Consider the following 24,537-nt stretch of genomic DNA (forward strand, 5'->3'; position numbering starts at 1 on the left):
TGAAGCGAAAATACCCTCTGCGCAAGCTGGCTCGTTCGCTAAAATAACCCACTGGGTTATTTTATACGCTCCGTCCTCTTCCAGATTTTAGCTTTTTAGCACTTCATAGCAGCGCTACGGAGTAAAAAAAAAGGTAAAATATGGGGTAAAAAGATCATTTTGCAGCCAATTAAAAAAAGTCGAGATGAGTTCATAACTAAAATCTAGATAAATGTCTAAAAACATAACATCTGTTAACCCATACAATGAAAAACTCATTGAAGTTTATAATTTGGATACACCATCAAAGATTAAATCTAAACTTGAATTAGCAGATGAAGCATTTACTGAATGGAAAGGAAAGGAAATTAATGAACGAGCAGTATTGTTATCAAAAGTCAGTAACTTATTAGAAGAGCGTATTGATTATTTAAGTGGGCTTATCACGCTTGAGATGGGAAAGCCCATAAATGAAAGTATCGCTGAAATAAACAAATGTATATTTTTATGTGATTTTTACGTAATGAATGCTGAAACGTTTTTAGCTGATAAAATGATAGAGACTGATGCCCATGAAAGCTTTATTAGTTACGAGCCTTTAGGTGTTATTTTAGCTATTATGCCTTGGAATTACCCTTTTTGGCAAGTTTTTAGATTCGCAGTTCCCACCTTAACAGCTGGCAATACAGCACTGTTAAAGCATGCTTCCAATGTTAGTGGCTGTGCATTAGCTATTCAGGAAATTTTTGAAGATGCTGGCTACCTAAAAGGATGCTTTCAGGTCCTATTAACTAATCATGAGGTTATAGAAAATCTTATAAAAGATGATATTATAAAAGCAGTGTCATTAACCGGTAGTGAAAAAGCCGGTAGACATATTGCAAAAATAGCTGGAGAAAATCTTAAAAAATCTGTACTTGAACTTGGAGGAAACAATGCTTGTATTATACTAGACGATGCCAATTTGGATGCCTATTTAGATATTATAGTTAAAGCCAGGATGCAAAATGCAGGTCAAAGTTGTATCGCTGCCAAACGCTTTATAGTCACTAAAGGTATCTATGATGAATTCCTTGAAAAATTCACAAAAAAAGTCAAGGATCTAAAACTTGGAAATCCATTAGAAAAAGATACTGAAATTGCAACTTTGGCTCGTGAAGATCTTGCTTTGAAACTAGAAAAACAAGTGAATGACGCCATTACAAAAGGGGCCAAACTTATTATGGGCAATAAAAGATATAAAGCTTATTTTACTCCAACTATTTTAACAGAAGTAACTGAAGACATGGACGTATTTAAAGAAGAAACTTTTGGACCTGTAGCACCTATTTTAAAAGTTGACAATTTAGAAGAGGCCCTAAAGCTTACAACAAATTCAAAATTCGGATTGGGAACCATGTTATTTACAGAAAACATTGAAGAAGCCAGACGGATAATTTTAAAAATCCCGGACGGCGCTTTTTTTATTAATGAAATGGTAAAGTCTGACCCCAGATTACCTTTTGGAGGCACAAAAGCATCTGGTTTTGGCAGAGAACTTTCTATAGAAGGTATTCATGAATTTGTAAATATAAAAACCGTCTATATTAATAAACATTAGTGTCCGGAAGATTCAAGACTGCTTCGTTAAAAGAAAATAGAATAAAGAAAATTGTACGACAAAGTGATATTCAAATGTCTGTTTACATGTCTGTTTTTATAATCACTGTGCAATCAGAGAATTGTAAAAGCTTTATCGGATAACAATGAATTCAAATCTTTATTTTTTAATAACGTTTCATTTTCTCTTTACGCTTTTCTAATTGATTTTCAAGATCACTAATGGTTTCAGCCAAAGCAGCTTCAAAAGTTTCAGCATTCGTTGCTGCAAAAACACGAGGTCCAGGCATGCTTAATCGTATTTCACATATCATTTCACTATCATCAGTGCGGTTCTCTGTTTTTAAAAACACGTCGGCGCGGTGCACGAACTCATATTTCTTCTCTAAGGCTTCTAACTTTTCTCTTGTAAGTCTCTCTATATCTTCGCTTGCCATTAGATTATGGTACTCATATATTATTTGCATGTTTTAAATTTTATATAGCTTAATTATTTAATAGGATTTTGTTGCATCTACCAACTCTTTTAACACATCACACTGTAAAGACTTCCCATAAATTACCTGGTTGGGATCCATTATCCTCGTATCACTAAGATTACCAATATAAAGAGAGTCAAAACCTATATCTTGTATAAGTTGTCTCACTACAGCTTTACTTTCCTCATCTTGTGCCGCATAAGGAACTGTTAATTTATCCACATCACGAAATGCTCTATCTCGTAAATGTTCCGCATGTATGGTGTTAAATGCCTTCGCTGTCTTTGCTGTTGCAAATTTCATTGCCGTATATTCTGAAGCATTGTAGTTAGCGCTCCTAACTTTTAATGCTATTTCACCGTCTCGTTCAGGGTAAGGATTGGTGGCATCTATAATCACTTTGGTAGCATATTCGTCTGCATAAAGCTCTGCTATTTTATCAATAGCCTTAAATGGTACTGCCAACAAATATACATCTGCATTTGCTTCAAATGTATGTTGTACGCTTAAAGCTTTAGCATTTTCACCTGCTTCAACAACTAAGTCTTTAAGTTCCTCTGGATGCCTTGAACTAAATATGACGTAATGACCAGCTCTGGCCCAATGTTTTCCTAAACTCCCTCCTATGTTTCCACTTCCTATGATTCCTATTTTCATGATATTGTTATTTTAAAAATACATTTTTTGTTTATTATTTATTGTGGTTGCTCCACGTGTCTTCATTGCTACTCCATGCGTCTTAAAAGCAAATTGTTTATAGTGTATTCTTTCACATAGCAGTTTCTAGTTTCTGTAAGTTTTCGGGTGGCTCATCTGGACGACCACCACAGTACCCTACAGCTACTGCAACAGTTATATAAAATCTTTGGAACACCAAAGCCTCTTTCTAATGACCCCAATCACATAAAACATAAAATCTCTATATAGATTATAATCATTTTCCTTCATATTAACCAGAATTCCGTCTTAATCTTTGATTAGTACTAATATTTACAAACAAAATAAAACTACTTAACCAAATCAATAAAATTATTAACGCTAATGGTTTTTAGTTACAGACTGTTTTTTATTGAGTCAATAAATTATTCCTTTGAGATATTCTGACTTATCATTTATTAATAGCTTAGAACTATTGTTTAACTATAAATTATAAAATCATGAACAAAGATCAATTAGAAGGTAAATGGAAACAAATCAAAGGAAAATTTAAACAGAAGTACGCAAACGTTACCGACAATGACCTTACTTACACTGAAGGGAAATTCGACGAAATGTTAGGCAAGTTACAGGAGAAAACTGGAAAGAAAAAAGAAGAAATACTTGAAGAAATTGATAATTGGTAGTCAGTTTCACTTATCAAATAGGCTGTTACTACAATCAAGGGCTTTTATGTAAAAAAACATCATAACCTGATAGAACAGCTTATTTTTCTCCTTTTATAAATATCTCTAGCTGGATATCCATGGAAAACAAGCCAGCACAATCACTGCATATAATTTAATCACGTTCTGTTTGTCTTTAAAATTATTTGTGGAAAAATTCAGGTAATATAAAAATCAGAACGTGATTAAATTATAATGGGTATCGTAGTCAATTAGAGTAAAAAAATCAAGTTTAAGTTATGCAAAAAAATGTTTCTGACCATTTAGTAGAAATACTTGTAGCGGCAGGTGTTAAAAGAATTTATGCCATAACAGGTGACAGTTTAAATCCAATAAATGATGCTGTGCGAAGAGACGGCAGACTTCAATGGATACATGTAAGACACGAAGAAGTCGGAGCCTATGCAGCTTCTATGGAGGCCGAACTGGATGGCATTGGTTGTTGTATGGGAAGTAGTGGTCCGGGACATGTGCACCTCGTCAACGGTCTATATGATGCCAATAGATCTGAAAATCCTGTTATAGCTATTGCTTCAACCATTAATACTGACAAAATGGGGCTGGACAACTTTCAAGAAACAAGACCAGAATCCCTGTTTCAAGATTGTTCTAAATATGTTTTTATGGCTAATACTCCAAAACAAGCTCTAAACGGATTACAAACTGCTATTCAGCATGCTATTAGTAAAAAGGGCGTAGCTGTTTTAGGTCTCCCTGGCGATGTGGCGGAGGCTGAAACGGAAGCTGTTCACTCTTCCAATAAAAATTTCTATACGGAACCACGAATCATTCCAAATACTGAAGATCTGCATGAACTTGCTGGGATAATTAACACCAATGAAAAAGTGATGCTATTTTGTGGGCATGGTTGTCGAGATGCCATTGATGAAGTGATGCAACTAGCCCAAAAACTAAATGCCCCATTGGGTTATAGTTTTCGCGGAAAAATATTTTTTGATTATGAAGAAAATCCCTATGCTGTTGGATTGAATGGGCTTTTAGGCAATAAATCTGGTTTTGAAGCCATGCATCAGACAGATGTCCTTTTGATGTTGGGTACCGATTTTCCTTATAGTGAGTTCCTTCCTGAAAAATGTAAAATTATTCAAATAGATATTAAACCTAGAAAATTAGGCCGAAGAGCAAAAGTTGACTACGGATACTGTGGTAATATAAAATCAACCCTGGAAGAACTTATGCCTTTGGTTAAAGTAAAAACGTCCACTGATTTCCTTGACAAAATGCGTGATTTGCATCAGGATATTGAAGAAACGTACCATTCATATGTAAAAGGTAAAGGATCTGAAAAAAATATTCATCCGGAGTACGTAGCTTATATGGTGAATAAATTAGCAGATGACGATGCCATCTTCACAGTCGATACAGGAATGAGTGCCGTATGGGCTGCACGCTATCTAAAAGCAGGTAAAAATCGCTACTTAACAGGATCATTCAATCATGGCTCTATGGCCAATGCCATGCCTATGGCTATAGGTGCTGGATTATCACATCCCGATCGGCAAGTGATTGCCCTTTGTGGCGACGGTGGTATTTCAATGCTTTTGGGTGATTTAATGACCATTAGTCAATATCAAATTCCTGTAAAAATCATCATTTTTAATAATCGTTCCCTAGGAATGGTAAAACTTGAAATGCGTGTTGAAGGCTATATGGAATGGCAGACCGATATGGTTAATCCTGATTTTGTAAAATTGGCAGACGCTATGAACATTGCTGCATGGGAAGCTAAGGAATGTGAAGATGTGGAATTAGCACTTTCAAACGGATTCAAACATGAGGGACCTGCAATAATCAACATTTTTACAGATCCCAATGCTCTGGCAATGCCACCTTCCCTAAACTTTGAACAAGTGAAAGGCTTTTCAAAATCCATGGCAAAATCGGTGGCAAATGGAAAATTTGCAGAAGTAATAGATACAGCAAAGAGCGATTTAAAATATTTACGGGAATTAATATAAAAAACGATTAAAAAGATTCAAGACCGCTTTACTAAAAGAATATAGAATAAAGAATATAGACTACATGTCATTAATATTTTAATATTGCTCTTAGCCATGCTCTACTCAACTAATTAGAATGTTCGTTGTCAAAGCTTTGCTATTCTACTTTAATACTAGAAACAATAATTTTAAATTAAAGAATGCATTAAATAAAGATTCTTTTAAAAAATCTCCATAACAAATACAAGTACCTTAATAAATGTCTATTTTTGACATATTTGAATTTTACAAAGATGGAGGAGATAAGTATAAAAGATTTTTATAGAGAAGTATGCGGTGATAGTGGTTGCCAACTTGATTACTTTTTGGATAATAAAAGCAATAACGATTTGGGACACTTTAATGTTTTCGACACTGCAAAGTTCTACCATTGTGACAGCAAAAAACCAAAGATGTCCTATAATCGAAGATTGTATTACAAAATCAGTTTGATAAAAGGAAGTAATCTTGTAGAATATGCAGATAAAACCGTACTTATAGATAAACAAGGCATATTGTTTGCCACACCTAAAATCCCTTATCGATACATTCCTCAAAGTCAAGACCAGTCTGGTTCTTTTTGTGTTTTTACTAAAGAATTTTTATCCAAATCCAAAACAGGATTGATCATTGATGAGTTACCTATTTATCAACCCAATAGTGATTTTGTATATCAGCTAAACGATGAGCAATATCAGGAAATGGAAGAAGTATTCAAGAAAATGAATACCGAATTATCTTCAGACTATGCCTTTAAATATGATTTACTCCGTAATTATGTTTTAGAACTCATTCATAAGGGGCAAAAATTAAAATCAATGGAAAGTGTTCCTAATACAGCTAATGCCGCTAGCAGGATTACATCATTGTTTATAGAATTATTGGAAAGACAGTTTCCTATTGAAAGCGACGCACAAGTGATACAACTCAAATCGCCGCTTGATTTTGCCACTTCACTCGGCATCCATGTAAACCATCTTAATAAAGTGCTGAAAGAAACTACTAGTAGAAGTACCATCGAAATCATCAATGGTAGAATAGCCGAAGAAGCCAAGATATTGCTGAAGCAAACCAAATGGAATGTTTCGGAAATTGCATTTGTACTTGGGTTTGATGAAGTAGCTCATTTTTCTAACTTTTTCAAAAGACACACCAAACTTTCTCCATTGAAATATAGAAATTGATTGAAATTTGCAAATATTGGATTGCTTTTTACAAGCAAGTTATTTACTATTAAGCTGACCTTTGTATTCAAATTAAATAGTAAAAAATATGAAAAGTAATTCAAACAAAGTAGCTCTAGTAACTGGCGGTAGCCGTGGACTAGGTAAAGACATGGCCTTACAATTGGCTAAAAAAGATTTTAATGTAATTATCACTTACCATAGTAATGAACGAGAAGCTAATAAAGTTGTAGCGGAAATAATTGCCTCTGGCAAAAAAGCAATTGCGCTGCAATTAGATGTCTCAAAGAGCAATGGTTATGACGCTTTTGTAAGTCAGGTAAGAGAAAAATTGGCAAATGACTTCGGTACAGATCACATTCACTCCTTAGTAAATAATGCTGGTACAGGTGTTTATGCTTCTTTTGACAGCACTACTGAAGAACAATTTGATGATATGGTGAACATCCATCTAAAAGCGGCTTTTTTCCTAACACAAAAAATGCTTCCTGTATTGGCTGATGGCGGCAGTATTGTAAATATTTCATCAGGCTTAGCAAGATTTAGTTTTGAAAACTATTCGGCATATGCCATAATGAAAGCTGCCATTGAAAGTTTGAGCAGATACCAAGCCCTCGAATTAGGTAGCAGAAAAATTAGGGTAAATACCGTAGCACCAGGTGGCATAGAGACTGATTTTGGTGGCGGTGCAATAAGAGATAACAAAGAGTTAAATGATATGATTGCAAATAGTACCGCACTTGGTAGAGTCGGATTGCCCGATGATATTGGTGGTGTTGTTGCCTTTCTGTGCAGTGATGATGCTAAATGGGTAAATGCCCAAAGAATAGAGGTTGCAGGAGGTGTTTATATTTAATATCTTATTAATTAAATCATCTTGACTTTTTTTTTAGGAAATAGAAAAAGTCAAGATGAGTTCAAAAAAATGGTTTCAAGAAGTTATTTTTAAGTGCTGTTTATTTTCTATCCAAAAGTTGCTCAAGGTCTGAACTTACCATACTGTATTCGCTTAGGGACATTGCAAAGCAAAACCTGTAATTTATCCTATTTTTTGTGTAACCTATATACAAATAAATACCACCCTATACTTATAAAGACAGCCCACCCAAAGGTAATAATAACCAGAGCTTTGATTGATATATGATACTGACCTATTAATTTATAATACATAAAACATAGTGCACCACCTATCAAAAACCAATTAACGTACTTCCATTTTCCCATTTGTTGTAACTGATGTTGTTTCTTTTTCTTTACTTTTCGCTTTAGACTGATCCAGATACCTGTTAAAATGAGTCCCGAAATACAGAGACCTGCAAAAAACCAGATGATCTTGGTCGCAAGTCCGCCCCAAGTACCAAAATGTAGCGGATCAATAATATCGTTAAACCAGGTTTTTGTATTCAGGGCATCGGCCCTCTGTATACCAACAACTTCATAGGTTTCAGGATGTATATAAATTCTATTTGCCCTGTTCCTTACCAACTGGACATGGCTTTTTCCCGTAAGGTATAGTGTACCATGAGCTTCCCTTGGTGGATAAATATCCTTAACATCCAATCCTGGAATGGCCTCTTCAGCTATTGCTACAGCCTTGTCATAATCAATAATATAAGAGCTTATTTTAATGGCTTCGGTACCAACTGCTAAGTCTTCTGTTTTTAGGATGGATGGATTGGCTATTTTACCAACATTTCCAATATTGGTTCTTTCAACAAAATACCAGATTCCTGTAATAGAAAATAAAATACAAAATGGCACTGACCATACCCCTATAAGGCGGTGAAGGCTTCGGAAAAAAAATGCACGGCCTTTTCCCCGCTTCAGTTCAAAGAGCTTTTTGTACCAATCTTTGTAAAAAAACAAAGCCGTTCCCATAGAGACAAACAACATAAAGGCAAAAAGAAGCACAATAAAATAGCCTATCTGGTACTGAGGAGTAAAGAGATAATAATGCAGATCCCTAAAAAAGCGCTGGATCGTGAATTTGGTGGCGCCTTGAACCTCTCCTGTATATGGATTGGCAAACACGTACCACCGCTGTCCAGCATTGGTTACATAGATAATATCGCATAAATATGACGCTTCCGAAGCCAGCCACAATACCATTTCTCCCTCTGGAAACCGTTTCTTTACATTCTCAACTATGACGTTTTTAGGAGCGTATGTGTCTTGGGTTTTTGCCCGAATTTCAGGAATAAAAACCCAATCCATCTCATGGCTGAGCGTGGCCAGTGTACCAGAAAAGCATACTACAAAAAATAGTATGCTTAACTTAACACCTATCCAGCTATGGATACGGAAAAAAAACTTTTTATTAAGCTTCATTCCTAATGGTTTTTAGAATGAATATCCAACAGTTAACAGGTAATTTCTTGGAGTGCCCGGAAACAACCTAATATAATCGTACCCGCCAACCCAATGAGTCTTGTTAATAACGTTATTTATGTTCAATTGGATAGAGAACTTATTTATTTGGTAATATAATGCTGCATTTACAAGGGAATAACCTGGAATGGTCTGATTACTGTTTATTTGCAGCACTCTTTCGGTTACAAAATTAGTTCCTGCACCAATCCCAAAATCTTTAAAGATACCGTTTCTAATATTATAGCGGGTCCATAAATTACCTTGATGATTTGGAGTATTGGGTTTTTGTACTCCCGTAGGGTTGCCATCGGCATCTTTGGTAATACCCGATTCGTTAAATGCATAGGAAGCTGTAATGCTCCAGTTGGAATAGATGCGTCCGTTCACATCAATTTCAACCCCTTTCGATTCTTCCTCCCCTATTTGTTCAAGCTCATCTGTTCCGGCTACATTATACAAGGTATTTTTTTGAACGATTTTATACAGTGCAAAGGTAGCGTCCAGTTTTCCGTTAAACCAGGTGGATTTACCACCAAATTCAATCATATTGCTCGTAAGCGGATCGAATGGTCCCCCAAGGTTTGGATCCATATTGGTAGCACTTTGGGGATTGTATCCTTCTACATACGTACCATAAAGGTTAATATAGTCTGTAATTGAATAGGTAAGCCCAATTCTTGGCAATAATGCATTTTGGTTTACACTTTCTTCCTCATTGGTAGTATAGTTGAGTTTATCGGTATAGCTATCATACCTAAGGCCAATAAGCATTTTTAATTTACCCCAGGTAACATGATCTTGTATATACACTCCATTAGAATTGTAAAAGTTTGGTCCAAATTCGCGAGCATTATAAAAATACTTGCTCATATCCTTTAATTGCTGGGATGCAATTCCATTGGTTAAATCGTAATGGGGAACATTGGGTACGGGATTTCCGTTTCCATCAAGTAGATAGGCAGCACTGTTATCAGGATTGTATGTATTGATGGATCCATTATTGGCTGCATTTCTGTAACCTCTAGCCTGTAACTGCGATGAACCGGCAGGCAACTCTTCCTGTGCATAATCGTATCCAAGAATCACATTATGGGACACTTTTCCCGTTTGTACTTTGTAATTTAAGAAAGTAGACAGGTTATCTATAAACCTTTTGCGTTTACGTTGGAATACCTGCATGGCAATAAGATCCACAATATCTTCACCATTGCCGTCTACAGCATAAGCATTGGCTCCCCTATGTTCCAAAAGGTCTTCACTGTAACCTGTACGGATATATGAGGTCGAAAAGGAAAAATTATCCGTAAACTGATGGTTCAATGCCAAAGTAATAATATAGGTCTCTTCATTCAGATAATCGTTTGCCGAACTAAGTGACAATGACACCGGCGTTGAATACAGGTCGTCTTTAAAGGTAGATTGCCCTCTGTCCAATCGGCTTTTGGAGCTGTTGTATATCAGGTCGAAATTCACCCGAGTCTTATCGGTTGGTAGAAATGAAACAGATGGTGCAATCACTATATTTTTATCAAACTGCAATTGCCTAAAAGAGTTGGCATCTTCATAACCAATATTCAAACGGTATAATAGTGATTTGTCTTGGCTAAGTGGTCCGGTAAAATCGGCCAAAGCCCTCAACGTATTATAACTTCCTGTAGAAAAACTCAAAGAATTCCTTTCCTCGTCCAGGGGTTTCTTGGTCACCCTGTTAAGCACTCCACCAGGAGATGCATTTCCAAACAAGGCAGATGCCGGACCTTTAAGGACTTCTACACGTTCAAGATAATTGGCTAGGGGCTGTTTCCAAAAACCGGTGGAGGTACGCAAGCCGTTTAATAATTGGGTATTACTTTGGCCATTGACCCTGAACCCTCTTATCATAATATCGTCATAAAAGGTATTCTGGTTTACTCCGCTGAAGTTTTTCACCACTTCACCTACTCGCATCACTCCTTGGTCTGCAATAAGTTCCTTTGTGGCATAAGAGACTGCTTGTGGCAGATCCATAAGGGCTATTTCTGTTTTTGCCCCTACAAATGATCTGGTATTTTTATAATTCTTTTCTTTACGACCAACAACTTCGACCGTTTGTAATGCTGTAATGTTCTCTTTTAAAATAAAATTAAGATGTAGTTCCTGACCTTCTTGCAAACTGACTTTTTCCTTTTGGGAATCATGGCCTATTTCAGAAACCGTAATGGTATAAGTACCCGAAGGAATCCCCGCTAAAATATAACGGCCTAATTCGTCTGCCGAAGTACCTTTCTTAAGTTCATCAATATAGATTGCAGAATAAGATAATGGATTACCATTCGCATTACTAACAGTTCCAGAAATGCTACCCTTTTGCTCCTGAGCAAAACCATAACATACAGATAATAGCATGCAAAGACCCATGCTTAATTTGTGTAAAGACTTCATTTTTATTAAGTTTATTTAGATTTAATTAAAATAAGGTGCAAATGTATTTTTTATTATTCAAAAACCAAATATTATTTAGAAATATTCTAAATAATATTTAATAAGTTCAGAAAATGCCAGTAGTAGTGCTATGTTGGCATCAACAATCTTCTAAAACTAAGCGAATGCTTTAATAAGGGTTGGACGGAATATTAAAATGCAATTGGTTCGATTTTTCCTGAAAATCTCACTTTTGATAACTTCTCATTTTGAACCACTTTAACAAATGAAACAATAATACCTACACCACTTACTACATTCTACGATGCAGTAGTAGAAACTTTATTGAAGGATAAAGAGTTGCATGAGTTACTAACAAGAATCGTTGCCTATTAGAACTTGGGACATTGTTTTAAACAGTTTTTAACTACATTTGAAAAAGGGCTTAGCTTTAAAAAAAAGCCAAACCCTCAAAATTTTAGTTTAAACACTTAGCGGAATAGTGTTATATTTGCCACTCCTTGTAAACTATTTCCATTCTACTTTTGCTAAATCTATCATGATTGTCCTAGTGTTTTTAATATTTGGCTAATTGAAAAACTAGCTAAACACACATGTTCATCTGATGCCCCATAATACATTTTAATGGTATCTCCATCAACTATATGTCCGTTTGTAAAAACCACATTTCCAAAAAATCCAGTTTGTTCATAAGTAGCAATTGGTTCCATGATGGGTTCTTCAGAACGTGCAATAACTTTAGATGGATCATTCAAATCCAGTAGTAATGCGCCAAGGCAATAACGATCTTCTTCAGTTGCTCCATGGTATATTTCAAGCCAGCCTTTATCTGTTTTTATAGGCGCAGCTCCAGCCCCTAAGCGCTTACTATCAAACTTATTTATTCTAGTTTTTGCAATACATTTATGGTGTCCCCAGTGGATACCATCTGGCGACTCTGCCAGCCAGATATAATTACCTCCTAATTTAGGACTACTTGGTCTATGTAGAGCGAAATATTTACCATTTATCTTTTCTTCAAAAATGGCACAATCTTTATTGTGAGGGCTGAAAATCATGCCTTTTTTTTCAAAAGTCTTCCAGTCCTTCGTGGTTCTTAATCCAACACCTACACCATTACCAGAAACCATGGTATAAGTAAGATAATAGGTGTCTTCTATTTTTGACACCCGACAATCTTCTATCCCATAAGCTTCATAGTCGCCTTCTCCAAAAAGTGATGCATACTCCTTGTCCTCTTTAAATACAACACCATCGTCACTAAAAAGAAGTCTAAGATGTGATATGGTTGTTAAATAGTCCTTCCCATTATAATTGATAACTCTGACGTCTGAGGCATCTAGCTTTGGATCATCCAGATTAAAATTTAAAATTTCCACATTTCCATAATAGTCATATGTGGGTACTGATAAAAGTCCTTCTTTTTGATCAGTACGTTCTGCCACACGCACTAGGAGCCCTATTCGTCCTTTAAATTCAAATACTCCTGGATTGAGTAAACATTCAATCATCATATTTTCATTGCTAGGACTTAAATCTCTTGGTGACAGAAGTGGATTTCGACTGTTTCTTTGTGATATATCTTTCATAAAAATTTAGATTTAGATTTGTTTTGCTTTTTTAATTTCCAATAACATAAACCACGTTCCAAGCGTTGGTTCTACCCCCTCTTTTAGGGCGCAGTTTAGAGGTGTGAAGCGTGTAGAATTCTTCCTTGTAGATTAACTACCATTTTTACTTAAACACACCTTTTTGGTCATAATCCATTAATACATATAAAAATACAGAAATTTTAAATTTGAAAATGTAAAGATTTACCAAGGTTTTTAAATCAAGAATACCAAACAAGGTTGATAAGCCTTGATGAATGGGTAAATACAGAAACTTTGTCTTTCATTATTTTTTATTTAGAGATTAACAATGAAAAGAGGGTGCTACGTTTCAAGGGAACACCCTCTTTATTTTTTGTCACATACTACCCACATCGGCTACCACTTCGGTGTCATAGCGTTGGTTACCGTCGTCCGTAGTATAGCTCCGCTGTATGATTCAATATTCAGCCTTGAATAAGACGTATAAAAGAGCGAGCGAGTTTACCCTAACCGTAGACGAAGGGAACCTGGCTGTATGCCGTCGTCCAAGAATGAATGTTGTTGTTTTGCTGCCAAAAAAAGATGGACAGTTATGGCTCGGAAGTGGATTAAAAAACCCGGGGAATTTAAAATGTCAGGAAGTGGGACGCAATGGAATAATGGAATTCCTATTAAGCAGACTTAAGCCCAAAGTTTGGGATTGGGAATGTAGTATCTTGCATTTTTCAGCAAGAATGACGCAATGGAAATTCAAAACTTAGGGCTTGTGTCCAAGACTTTTATAATGAAGCGCTTTTCCCGGAATGGGGCCCTTCGGCTGAGCTCAGGACAGGCTCGCGGAATGCAGGGGAATGGGCTGAGTATACTATTTAAACTACCAATTTCTGGGCAACACATAGCGTGAGGGGTAGAAGCGGCATCCTTTTATGGGTCCCTTAGACCCACAAAAGATATAGCGGATAACCCGGCCCGCCTGCATTTTTGCGGAGGCTGCTGTACGTGGGCAGAATGCGGGCGGTGACACGCCCAAATAAAACTAAAAGCTGTAAATCGGAAGTGTTCGGCAATATTACATAGGTCATGGTACAAGCGGAAATTAGTTTTTATCCCATCCATCTATCTTTTTGATAAGCCTGTCACCCAAAGCATCTATAGACTATGTCCGGTCACCTGAAACGAAAATTTCTTCTTTTTGTAAACGGCTTAAATATATAACATATGATTTTAGACCTGTCCGCCAACGGATATGATTAAAAAAAGAAAACCTGCTCTTGTATTTAGCAGGCTTTCACTTTACCTTCAATTTTTTCTTCAGGAACCTTTTAAATATTTTTCAGTGGTAAAATAGCTTTTGAGTATACCGGATTAATTGTGGATTGTATGTCCTTGCTATGGTAGTCCACTAATTCCATGAGGGTTCTGTGCTGTTCGACCTCTCCCAGAAAACGGGCCTTGATATTTCTAAGTATTCTATTTCAAAGGGGGGATTAAAATAGTTTTCTAGATGATTAACCAATGAATTTAGATTATTATGTAACATTGCTATGGCATTCAAACCATCTATATAATAGGCATATATATTAAAAAAATAAAAAAAGCATAAGTTTCTTTCTTAAAGAGTTTGGTAATATAATTATTGAATGTCCGTTTTGTGTCATAAGTTTATTTTTCGTGTCATTCCGAATTTATTTTCGGAATCTCATAATTCTGATGTTCAAAAGTTTACAATGAGAACCTGAAACAAGTTCAGGTTGACAACCCTTGATTATGACTGATTACGGACAATCAATATAATTAATAGTTTGATGACTTTTAAACGAGAAATCTGTTGGGAATAATTTTTTTTCATCCTATGGATTATTTAAACTTAAATCGCATTAACACTTTATAAACATGTCTTTTAAAAGTATCGTATTCCTTCTTTAGCTCCCAGAATTGTATTCTTTTATTTTCATGTACTTTTGCTCTGACTAAATTATACTCATTTTGTCCATACTTACATTCATTTATTAACTCTTGGTTGTACTTACAAAAAGTTGCCATAGTCAATACATTTCTTCTGCGTAATGCTTTAATTGAATTTGCAATATCAATGTTATGAATAAGCTGATTTTCAAACACGTTGAAACAATCCAATTCATCATTAAAATCTTCCAATGTTAAAATCCAAAGGCTCAATTCGTTTAAATCCTTTTGAATACTAAGCCTTCTGTAACTGTCTGATTTTTGTGTTATTTTTGTATTCAACAAATTATATATTAATTTTTTACAAAAGTTTAATTTTCTTTGTGCCTGATCAAAGAATTCATCTTTTAATTCTATGTATCATATCAGGCTTTGCATCATGGTTGGATGTTTTTTATATTCTTGTTATATTTCATTTATATACTTTACCCTAAAAATAATACCTCCTTCAAAAAAAACTTATACAACTAAAATACCTATTGGATTCATTTTTAATCAAAATATTGACATTGCATATCCTATGTATTAAACAATGTGAATGTCATTCGAAACGAAAAAACTTCAAAACATTTAAACAGCTTGAAAACAATTATTTATGATACCAAATAAAAATCATCTCAATATGTTGGTGTCACAAAATTCCCTTCATGAGAAAAAATGGTTCATAAATATGCTTACTTAGATTTAGTCTGATCTACTTTGATGTATTTTTAAGCAACTCACCATACCTTACCAGAATACCTTACTAAAAAACCGTAGACAAAATTCTATCCACGGCTTTAAAACACACTAACGATAAAAGTCACACTCAATTACTTTTATAATGAAGGTTTAGTATTTCTATATACAATAAAACACCATTAACATTAAAACCATAAAGAAGGTGGTTAGTAATCCCAAAACGAAATACTGCCTAAAACTTTTCATCCTATTATTTGTTACTTTTACATTTGTGAATCATAATTTTTGAAACGCTTTATCGTATAATGAATCTTTAAGTTTTTGATATTTACCCAAATGGTACTGGTAACTTTTTCGAAGCCTTTCATACTCATCTAAAAAAACCATATCACACTGTAAATCATCACACTCCAATACTTTTTTATAAGTAGTTGAATATGTCAAAACAGTATCCAACAGTTGTTTATTTGTCGCTTTTCTCTTAGAAAAAAGCATTAAAGTACGTTTCGGAATCTCATCAATGTAAATAGATTGTTCATATAAATTCAATAATTTATCTACTTCAGAATCTATATATTGAAGCTGATTCACCCAAGATTTCAGCTCTATAAAATTGTATTTATGTAATGCATCTGAATTATGATTTTGAATTTCCATAGCCATTTTTTTTAAAAATTTAGTAAAACAACATTTTCTCTTGTTTTTGTTGCGTTACTTCAATTATTTTTAGTTCTTTCAATCCTGTAGGGAAATCCCACTTAATAATATCGTTTAATGAATACCCAAACAAAGCAGCGCCCATAGGAGTAAGGATTGACACTTTATTTTTCTTAATGTCCTTTTCTGAAGGCTGCACAATCTGAATGGTTTTTTCCCAATTATTATCTGACATTACCATTACTATACTATTTAATCTCACCACATCATTGGGCATTTCTGCTTCATCCAAAATGTGTGCTGTTTTTAATTCTTCTGTGAATTTTGCCAAAGACTTCTGGATTTCATGGTCTCCTACATATCCAGAAATGTTAAGAATGCGTTTAATGTACACATACTCCTTTTTTTCTAACATGATACTTCCGTATTTCATTTTTAATAATTTATGGGAAAATCCCGCGTTGTACATAAGCTTTTTCAATTCGTGCGATAGCAATGCAATAGGCCGCTGTTCGCATATCTATATCTTCTTTTTGGGCATATTTAGAAACAGTTTCATAAGAACTTTTAAGTTTTTTTTCTAACTTATCCATAACTTCTTCCAGATGCCATAGTTCACCATTTCGGTTTTGTAGCCATTCAAAATAACTGGCAATTACCCCTCCTGAATTACATAAAATATCAGGAATAATTGCAACACCGCGCTCCAAAAGTACCTGCTCTCCTTCTACATTTGTAGGGCCATTGGCGCCTTCGGCTATTAACCGCGCTTTGATTTTAGGTGCATTTTCTTTGGTTATTTGATTGCCCAAAGCTGCTGGAATACAAATATCGCAGTTAACTCCAAAAAAATCATCCTTCCCAAGAATTGAAGCTTTGGGATAATTAACAATACTTCCTGTATTGTTTTTAGTATACTCAAAAAGATTTTCTACATGTATACCATTTTGGTTTTCAATACTTCCAAAAGCATCTTGCACTGCTACCAATTTAGCACCTTCCTTTTCTAAAAAATGAGCTGCCCAATAACCCACATTACCAAAACCCTGGACAATAAAGCGTTTATCATTTAGTGTATCATTTTGTTTTTGTATCCATAATTTGATGCTTAGAAATACCCCAAACCCAGTTGCTCTATCACGACCTTCCAATCCACCACTTCCTGCAGGTTTACCTGTTACAACGTGCTGGTTCGCCGAACGTTCTGCTGGTGGTCTTGTACTCATATAAGTATCTGCTATCCACGCCATGGTTTGGCTATTGGTATTAACATCAGGTGCAGGTATATCGTGCTCCGGCCCTATATTATCTGCCAAGGCAAACGTGAACCTGCGTGTAATGCGCTCCAATTCACCTTGTGAATATTTTGAAGGATCTAGTTGAATACCTCCTTTACCACCACCATAAGGCAACCCTGCAAGCGATGTTTTCCATGTCATCCACATAGCAAGGGCTCTTGCCGCATCAATATCAACTGTTGGATGATAACGCAAACCGCCTTTATATGGCCCTAACGCATTATTATGTTGAACTCGGTAACCCGTAAAAATTTCTATTTCACCATTATCCATTTTTACTGGAAAATGGATCACTATTTCATTGTTAGTGATGCTTAAAATTTTTCGGATATTGGGATGTAAATTAATATGATTTGCAGCACGATTGAATTGCTCCATCACATTATCTATCATACCCCTTTGCAACACTTTCTTTGTTTTAGAATTTAATTCCTCTGTTAATATTGCCATTTTATTGTTTTTATTGATTACTACTTCCATAACTTAATTTCATTTAAACCTAAAGCTTTTTCCAAACAAACATTTAATGTAGCTACAGTATTAAAAAATTTCTTTCCATCTTTCCGTTTTACACTAATTATTGTGCTTCCTTTAGTTATTTCTTTTATGTCTGCTATAACAAGCTCTTTTCCTAAAGCAGATTTATAATCAGCCACTCCATTTTTTGTTCCTACAAAGTTGCCTCGTGGGAGTTTTGTATGCCTATACGATTTACTTGATGGATTACCAACTTTGATAATATCGCCTTTTGCTACATCTATGGCTTTATTTAGCCCTTCTTGAGAATGAATACTTAAGGTTGAAATAGCAATTAAAGTAGCTATTCCATAATTTTTCATGATTTATGTATTTGATTTATCTCGAGTTGTATAAAGGAATTTTTACGGGTTGTTATTTCATCATATTCACTACATTCCCAAACTTGACTTTTCTGCGTAGTGAGCACACAGTATTTTACATGCGTACAACTAGGACATATATTAAAATGATTTGTATCCATAGGGTTTATTCTTTTTCTGAATAAGGACAATACCTATGCCAATACATACTGCAATAATGACGCAAAAAAGAAAAACCCTTTGTTCACAAAGAGTTTGAGGGTTTTTAGTATTTAGTAAATAGAATGGAAGTGGCACTTAATTACCCAGTTGAGGCAAAATGTTCCAGTATCATTTGATATTTATGATGATTTATTCTGAAAGTTTTTGACGAATGGTTTTTCTATCAATACCAAGAATTTCAGCTGCCTTGGTTTTGTTATTGTTTGTTGCATTCAAAACTTTTAAAATATATTGTTTTTCCACCTCCTTTAATGGCAATAATTTTTCATTTGAAAAATATATATTAAATTTGAGGGCATTGGGCAAATGTTCTATTTCAATAATCTTATCACACATAATAACAGCTCGCTGGATTACATTTTCCAATTCCCTAATGTTTCCGGGCCAATCGTAACGCTGTAATAAAACGGATGCTTCTGGACTTATTTTCACAAAACGATCTTTGTATTCCACACCATATTTAAGCAGAAATTTATCTACCAACAACGGTATATCTTCTTTCCTATCCTTTAAAGGCGCTACATTAATTTCAACAACCGTGAGTCTATAATACAAATCTTCTCTAAAGGTTTGTTTTTTTATCATGTCCTTTAAATCACTATTGGTTGCCGAAATAATACGAACATCTACTTTTTCTGATTTTTGAGAACCGACTTTCATCACTTCCTTTTCTTGTAAAACACGCAACAGTCTTGATTGTACTGCCAAAGAAGCATTACCAATTTCGTCTAAAAAAATGGTACCGCCGTTGGCTGCTTGAAAATATCCGTTTCTATTGATATCAGCACCCGTAAATGCACCTTTTACATACCCGAAAAGTTCTGCTTCCAAAAGATTTTCAGGTATGCCCCCACAATTAACGGAAATAAACGGCGCTCTTGAAAATTTACCCCGATAATGGATAGCACGTGCCACCAACTCTTTACCTGTACCACTTTCGCCATTTATAAAAACCGTTGCTTTATTATCCTTAACACGTTCTATAATTTGAATGATTCTATTAATTTTTTCTGAAACCCCTATAATATCACCATATCCTTCTTTTTGTAGTTGATGATTTTGGGTTTTGGTTTCAGCGCAAGTTTTAGGCAAGGTGCTATCTATGGCAGCTTTCAGTTCATCTTTTGTAAAAGGTTTTGTAAGATATACGACTTTAGATTTTATAGCGACCAATGAATCTTGAACGGAAGGATAACCCGTAACAACCAATCTAGGCAGTTTTGGGTAATGTTCAGATACAAATTTAAGAAGTTCAAAACCATCAACTTCTGGCATTTTTAAATCGGTAATTAGCAAATCAATGGAAGTATCTCTTAAAATGGCAACTGCTTCTTTAACCGAAACAGCTTTATACGCATGGTAATTCCATGATCTTAAATGTCTTTGTATTAACTCCAAAATATTGATATCATCGTCTACAACCAATATGTTTTCTTTTTGAAACTGCATCATAATTACTTTGGTAATGTTACTGTAAAAGTAGTGCCTTTAAGTGGATTATTTATTGCCACAATGGTTCCTTTGTGACTGGAAACAATACCATGAACTACGCTTAAACCTAAACCAGAACCTTCGCCAGTAGGTTTAGTAGTAAAGAATGGTTGAAATACTTTTTCTAGCGCTTCGGAAGAAAGCCCTGGACCTTCATCTGTCACTTTAAATACAATATCTTTGTCTGTTTGAAAAGTTGTGATCGTTACAAGTCCTTTTTTGGGCGAAAAGTAAATGGCATTCGTAATAAGGTTGAATATGATTTGTGTAAGCTGTATAGGGTCTGCATTTAACAACAAGGTTTCATCTTCTATTTTTACAATGTACTTTACTTGTTGTTTTCTGAAGGTGGCATCCAGCAAATCAATAGCTCCTTTAATGCTTGGAACTATATTTAACCGAGTCATTTTTTGAGGCATTTCACAAGCAAAAAACATGAGCTTTTTCACAACTTCTCTTGAGAAAATGGCATTTTGAATAATTCTATCTAAATCTGCTAAACATTCAGTATTATTTTTAAGATTATCTTTTAATAATTCAGCAAACCCTAAAATATTGGCTAAAGGCGTATTGAGTTCGTGGGCTATTCCTGCAGTAAGTTCTCCTAATATTTTAAGTCGGTCTGCATGCTCCATTTGGCGTTTTAAGGACATTTCATTTTTCCTGATTTGTACACGTTCAAATAAACTCCCCAATTTTAAAGCTATGATATTCAGTAATTGTTGTTCTTCATTTAAAAAATCTTCTTTAGTGTATTTTAAATGATTTAAATGGGCTGAAATAGTACCTGCTAACTTATTGAAAACGACTATTTCTGATACTAATTCTATATGTTCATCTAAATTCTGAGACGTTACAACGTTCATACCGTCTATTAAAATGACAATTTCAGTTTCTTCCGGGAAGCTGAATGCTTTTTGTACACTAAATGCAATAGCTTTTAAGGTTTCTTCTAAGGTTTCAATATCAGCGTTCACAATAATAGACGACACCTCGTAAAGACATGTTAGTTCTTTGATGCGTTCTTTTAATGCTGTTTCTGTAGAAATCATAATTTAGTATTTTAATCAATAAACTCTTTATTCAAATTTTAAAAAATTCAGTTAAATAACTTATTAAATATATTGACAAAACTGTAATTCATTGGTTTTTAATATATGTTTTATACTTTGAATAATAAACTTGAATTATAAAAAACCTTCATATATAAATAACTTAAAGATTTGCTTTATCTGATTTAAATTTATGAATATATTAACTTCCTTCCATGGATATTTTTTTAGGTTTGTTATCTAATCTCTTAGGTTTGCTATTACGTTTGAAGATATAAAAAAAATTGAAAGTTTTCTAAAATGTAGTGCCTATTTTGGCTATTATCTCACTGGTCAAACAGTCTTTCAAATACGTAAATTGAAAATCATCTTCCTGACTTTATAAGCACGGTGAAGTTGCTTAATATACTTCGAATACTTAATTCCATTTAACTATTGCGATTGCTAAACAATTGATGACTCCTTGCGGGTTAGAATTTTCGTTTACAGAATTTATTGTGAATTATTTTTAGACATTTTAAACATTCAAATCATGGGAAGAGAGAAAAACTTAAAGTATCCTAAAGTCGATTTAAAAGCTAAGAAACAGGAGAAAATAAAAATGAAGCTGGAAGCTAAGCAAAATCGAAAGCACAAATAATCAAACCTATAGTTTGCTGGTTTTTATCGTCCCATAACGCCGCTCTTCTTATTTTTTTCGGATATTTTTATTTGGTCTCATTGCCTGTAAATTCAATGATTTCTTCTTTTATAAGATGTTGGCACTTGTTTTTAGGCAACCCCAGCTCTTTTATGGTTTTAAACTTAAGGTTATTTTATACCTAACCACAAAACAACCACCGTTGCTGTCCCAGACATTCAGTAGCGAAAAATGATTATAAAGCCTATCGACATCAATAATATTTCCTTTTAGTAAAGGGATGTCATAAGCTCCCTTTGTTGACTGCTGTTTTACCATCAGTGATGTTTACAGAGGCCGGCAAATGACTGTCATATTCAAATACAGTGTGCATTTTTATTGCTCCTTTATTGATTTGAACCTATTCCAATCAAATAAACTCCAGCCCAATCCTATTGTGGAGGCTTCTAACAAAAATATTTTTGACATTATCTTGAATTAAGCACGTGTCATTTGGGCAGGCCGTCCTAAATTATCTAACATCACATAATAATCTCTAAATAGCTCTAAATCGCTGTGTTTGTTCTGATATCTCAAAGTAGATATTGCCGACAATCTAAGTATTCCCAAATGATTTAAATAGGCTGTTGCCGATTATAGACACCATTGCTTACATCCCGTAACGAATGGTTATTGGCTAATTGGCAAAAAAGCATCGAAACTAAATGGGACCAACTGTTATAGCCCTGCCCTTTTTGTGTTAACCCGTTTGGTTTTTTACAAGTTTCTTAAACCTAGAACTGTCCAATTTTGAAAATATTTGTGAAAATAGAGTTACTTTTACCATAAGAGGATGGGGTTGTGTTATCCAATGAAACTAAATATACCTCCATGTCACTTTGTCCAAAACTTAACATGTTAGACTTAGATACTAGTCCATTAATATATCAAGAAAAATACAACTTAAAATTAAAAAATGTAGAACATACTTTGGGGAATACTATTATTTTTGCCAAGCAAACCAAATAATTACTTTGAGAATGAGGTTCCAACCACTATTTTTATTTTGGATGGGGCTATTTTTTTTGATGGTGAGAAAATAATTGAAATTGAATAATCTTACTATAGAGGTAATAAATATAAATTTGCAATTACAACCAAACTTGAATTAATAAAGAAAGGTAAATAGTACTTTACTAATGTTTAAACAATGGATGTAAGAAAAAAAAAGAATGAACTTAACAATTGAAAATATATTATTAGTTGGCTCTCTATTACTTTTTGTAAGTATTATTGTAGGTAAGACATCTTATAAATTTGGTGTTCCAACATTATTGCTCTTTTTAACGATTGGCATGTTGGCAGGTTCTGACGGCATTGGCGGTATCAATTTCGACAATCCGCAAATTGCCCAATTCATTGGTATTGTTTCGCTTAACTTCATTTTGTTTTCAGGGGGTCTTGACACCAATTGGACTTCTGTAAAACCTATTCTAAGGGAAGGACTTGTTTTATCCACTTTAGGCGTTTTACTAACGGCCCTTTCACTTGGGACATTTGTTTGGTTCGTTACTGATTTTACAATTTATGAAAGTATGCTGTTGGGCTCTATTGTTTCATCAACAGACGCAGCTGCTGTATTTTCAATCTTACGTTCAAAAAATCTTGCCTTAAAGACAAACCTACGGCCGACATTGGAATTAGAAAGCGGTAGTAACGACCCAATGGCGTATGTATTGACTATTGCATTTTTGACTTTGGTAATCAATCAGGATCAAAGCATTGCATCCATCATTCCCCTGTTTTTCCAACAAATGATTTTGGGTGGAATTGTAGGTTTTGCCTTTGGAAAACTTAGTAAATTTATAATCAATAAAATCAAGCTTGACTTTGAAGGGCTTTATCCTGTATTGGTCATAGCTCTGATGTTTATTACATTCTCGGCAACCGATTTTGTGGGCGGTAACGGATTTCTCGCTATTTACATTTGTGCGGTTTACTTAGGCAATCAAGACCTGATACACAAGAAAACCATCTTAAAAATGTATGACGGTTTGGCTTGGCTAATGCAGATTGTGCTTTTCCTTACGTTAGGTTTACTTGTTTTCCCTTCTCAAATAATTCCATATTTCGGCATAGGGATGATCATCTCATTATTTCTGATAATCGTTGCTCGACCTGTGAGCGTTTTTCTCAGTTTGATGTTTTTTAAAATGAGACTTAAAAGAAGATTTTATATTTCTTGGGTTGGTTTGCGTGGTGCTGTTCCAATTGTGTTTGCAACTTATCCTTTGTTGGCCGGAATCGACAAGGCCAATATGATTTTCAATATCGTGTTTTTCATATCTGTTACGTCGGTTTTAATTCAAGGAACAACTTTATCCATTGTTGCTAAATGGCTCAATGTTGCCTTGCCCGAAAAAGCAAAAAAGGTTACTGAAATAGACAAGCTCATTTTAGAACTTCCTAAATCATCCTTACAAGAATTTGAAGTTTTGCCCCATTTTCACGCAGTAAACAAAAGAATTGTTGATTTGAATTTCCCAAAATCAGCGTTTATTGTGATGATAAAAAGAAACGGGGAATATATTCGTCCGGGTGGTTCAACAGAGTTGGAAGCAAAAGATATTTTAATGGTCCTTGCAGACAGTCAGGACGATTTTGCAAAAGTGGTCGATTCTATACAGGCCAAATAAAACAGAAAGGA

General features: G+C 34.6%; 19 protein-coding genes and 1 pseudogene. 7 read left to right on the forward strand and 13 right to left on the reverse strand.

The window, feature by feature from the left end; translation table 11 throughout:
• Positions 1–211: 211 nt before the first annotated feature.
• Entirely contained in the window at positions 212–1,579 is a 1,368-nt protein-coding gene (locus CJ739_RS01175) for an NAD-dependent succinate-semialdehyde dehydrogenase (RefSeq protein WP_117172242.1), read from the forward strand.
• A gap of 166 nt (positions 1,580–1,745) precedes the next feature.
• On the opposite strand, the gene hpf is transcribed toward CJ739_RS01175, so the two are convergent.
• Positions 1,746–2,045: a ribosome hibernation-promoting factor, HPF/YfiA family gene (hpf, locus tag CJ739_RS01180; protein ID WP_117172243.1), complete on the reverse strand. Its 300-nt coding sequence runs from the start codon at positions 2,043–2,045 to the stop codon at positions 1,746–1,748.
• A 27-nt stretch (positions 2,046–2,072) separates the two neighbouring features.
• A complete protein-coding gene (locus tag CJ739_RS01185; protein WP_117172244.1) occupies positions 2,073–2,714 on the reverse strand; it encodes an NADPH-dependent F420 reductase in 642 nt (213 codons plus the stop codon).
• A gap of 500 nt (positions 2,715–3,214) precedes the next feature.
• On the opposite strand from CJ739_RS01185, the gene CJ739_RS01190 reads away from it, so the two are divergent.
• The 4 genes from CJ739_RS01190 (at position 3,215) to CJ739_RS01205 (ending at position 7,479) form a co-directional block, all read left to right on the forward strand.
• Complete coding sequence (locus CJ739_RS01190; protein ID WP_117172245.1) at positions 3,215–3,400, forward strand: CsbD family protein; 186 nt, start codon at positions 3,215–3,217, stop codon at positions 3,398–3,400.
• A gap of 278 nt (positions 3,401–3,678) precedes the next feature.
• Positions 3,679–5,418 carry a thiamine pyrophosphate-dependent enzyme gene (locus tag CJ739_RS01195; RefSeq protein ID WP_117172246.1) on the forward strand — a complete coding sequence of 580 codons (1,740 nt, stop codon included), beginning with the start codon at positions 3,679–3,681 and terminating at the stop codon, positions 5,416–5,418.
• Positions 5,419–5,693: 275 nt separating this feature from the next.
• Positions 5,694–6,623, forward strand: a complete 930-nt coding sequence (locus CJ739_RS01200; protein ID WP_117172247.1) for a helix-turn-helix domain-containing protein — start codon at positions 5,694–5,696, stop codon at positions 6,621–6,623.
• An 88-nt stretch (positions 6,624–6,711) separates the two neighbouring features.
• On the forward strand, positions 6,712–7,479 hold the full coding sequence (locus CJ739_RS01205) for an SDR family NAD(P)-dependent oxidoreductase (protein ID WP_117172248.1): 768 nt from the start codon (positions 6,712–6,714) through the stop codon (positions 7,477–7,479).
• Between the two features lie 188 nt (positions 7,480–7,667).
• Here the strand turns inward: CJ739_RS01205 and CJ739_RS01210 are convergent, their stop codons facing one another.
• The 3 genes from CJ739_RS01210 to CJ739_RS01220 all read right to left on the reverse strand — a co-directional run bounded on the left by CJ739_RS01210 (position 7,668) and on the right by CJ739_RS01220 (position 13,003).
• Positions 7,668–8,951, reverse strand: coding sequence for a PepSY-associated TM helix domain-containing protein (locus tag CJ739_RS01210; protein WP_117172249.1), 1,284 nt, complete (start codon positions 8,949–8,951; stop codon positions 7,668–7,670).
• Between the two features lie 12 nt (positions 8,952–8,963).
• Complete coding sequence (locus CJ739_RS01215) at positions 8,964–11,414, reverse strand: TonB-dependent receptor (protein ID WP_236951582.1); 2,451 nt, start codon at positions 11,412–11,414, stop codon at positions 8,964–8,966.
• A 536-nt stretch (positions 11,415–11,950) separates the two neighbouring features.
• Positions 11,951–13,003 carry a glycoside hydrolase family 130 protein gene (locus CJ739_RS01220; RefSeq protein WP_117172250.1) on the reverse strand — a complete coding sequence of 351 codons (1,053 nt, stop codon included), beginning with the start codon at positions 13,001–13,003 and terminating at the stop codon, positions 11,951–11,953.
• Between the two features lie 473 nt (positions 13,004–13,476).
• On the opposite strand from CJ739_RS01220, the gene CJ739_RS01225 reads away from it, so the two are divergent.
• Complete coding sequence (locus CJ739_RS01225; RefSeq protein WP_162880093.1) at positions 13,477–13,767, forward strand: hypothetical protein; 291 nt, start codon at positions 13,477–13,479, stop codon at positions 13,765–13,767.
• Positions 13,768–14,863: 1,096 nt separating this feature from the next.
• On the opposite strand, the gene CJ739_RS01230 is transcribed toward CJ739_RS01225, so the two are convergent.
• The 8 genes and pseudogenes from CJ739_RS01230 to CJ739_RS20730 all read right to left on the reverse strand — a co-directional run.
• Positions 14,864–15,253, reverse strand: coding sequence for a hypothetical protein (locus CJ739_RS01230; RefSeq protein WP_117172252.1), 390 nt, complete (start codon positions 15,251–15,253; stop codon positions 14,864–14,866).
• A gap of 675 nt (positions 15,254–15,928) precedes the next feature.
• On the reverse strand, positions 15,929–16,309 hold the full coding sequence (locus CJ739_RS01235; RefSeq protein WP_162880094.1) for a hypothetical protein: 381 nt from the start codon (positions 16,307–16,309) through the stop codon (positions 15,929–15,931).
• 19 nt (positions 16,310–16,328) lie between these two features.
• Positions 16,329–16,742, reverse strand: a complete 414-nt coding sequence (locus tag CJ739_RS01240) for a GreA/GreB family elongation factor (RefSeq protein WP_117172254.1) — start codon at positions 16,740–16,742, stop codon at positions 16,329–16,331.
• Positions 16,743–16,752: 10 nt separating this feature from the next.
• On the reverse strand, positions 16,753–18,057 hold the full coding sequence (locus tag CJ739_RS01245) for a Glu/Leu/Phe/Val family dehydrogenase (protein WP_117178658.1): 1,305 nt from the start codon (positions 18,055–18,057) through the stop codon (positions 16,753–16,755).
• Positions 18,058–18,077: 20 nt separating this feature from the next.
• Positions 18,078–18,446 carry a hypothetical protein gene (locus CJ739_RS01250; protein WP_117172255.1) on the reverse strand — a complete coding sequence of 123 codons (369 nt, stop codon included), beginning with the start codon at positions 18,444–18,446 and terminating at the stop codon, positions 18,078–18,080.
• 351 nt (positions 18,447–18,797) lie between these two features.
• Positions 18,798–20,117 carry a sigma-54-dependent transcriptional regulator gene (locus CJ739_RS01255; RefSeq protein WP_117178660.1) on the reverse strand — a complete coding sequence of 440 codons (1,320 nt, stop codon included), beginning with the start codon at positions 20,115–20,117 and terminating at the stop codon, positions 18,798–18,800.
• A gap of 5 nt (positions 20,118–20,122) precedes the next feature.
• Positions 20,123–21,211 (reverse strand): sensor histidine kinase, encoded by a 1,089-nt coding sequence (locus tag CJ739_RS01260; protein ID WP_117172256.1) that lies wholly within the window; start codon positions 21,209–21,211, stop codon positions 20,123–20,125.
• 1,254 nt (positions 21,212–22,465) lie between these two features.
• Positions 22,466–22,600: pseudogene (locus tag CJ739_RS20730) on the reverse strand (DUF4372 domain-containing protein); the annotation flags it as partial.
• Between the two features lie 462 nt (positions 22,601–23,062).
• Between CJ739_RS20730 and CJ739_RS01270 the strand changes: the two are divergent.
• Positions 23,063–24,526 (forward strand): potassium/proton antiporter, encoded by a 1,464-nt coding sequence (locus CJ739_RS01270; RefSeq protein WP_117172258.1) that lies wholly within the window; start codon positions 23,063–23,065, stop codon positions 24,524–24,526.
• Positions 24,527–24,537: the final 11 nt, after the last annotated feature.

Origin of the sequence: Mariniflexile sp. TRM1-10, assembly GCF_003425985.1 — a bacterium.
Taxonomy (GTDB): Bacteria; Bacteroidota; Bacteroidia; order Flavobacteriales; family Flavobacteriaceae; genus Mariniflexile.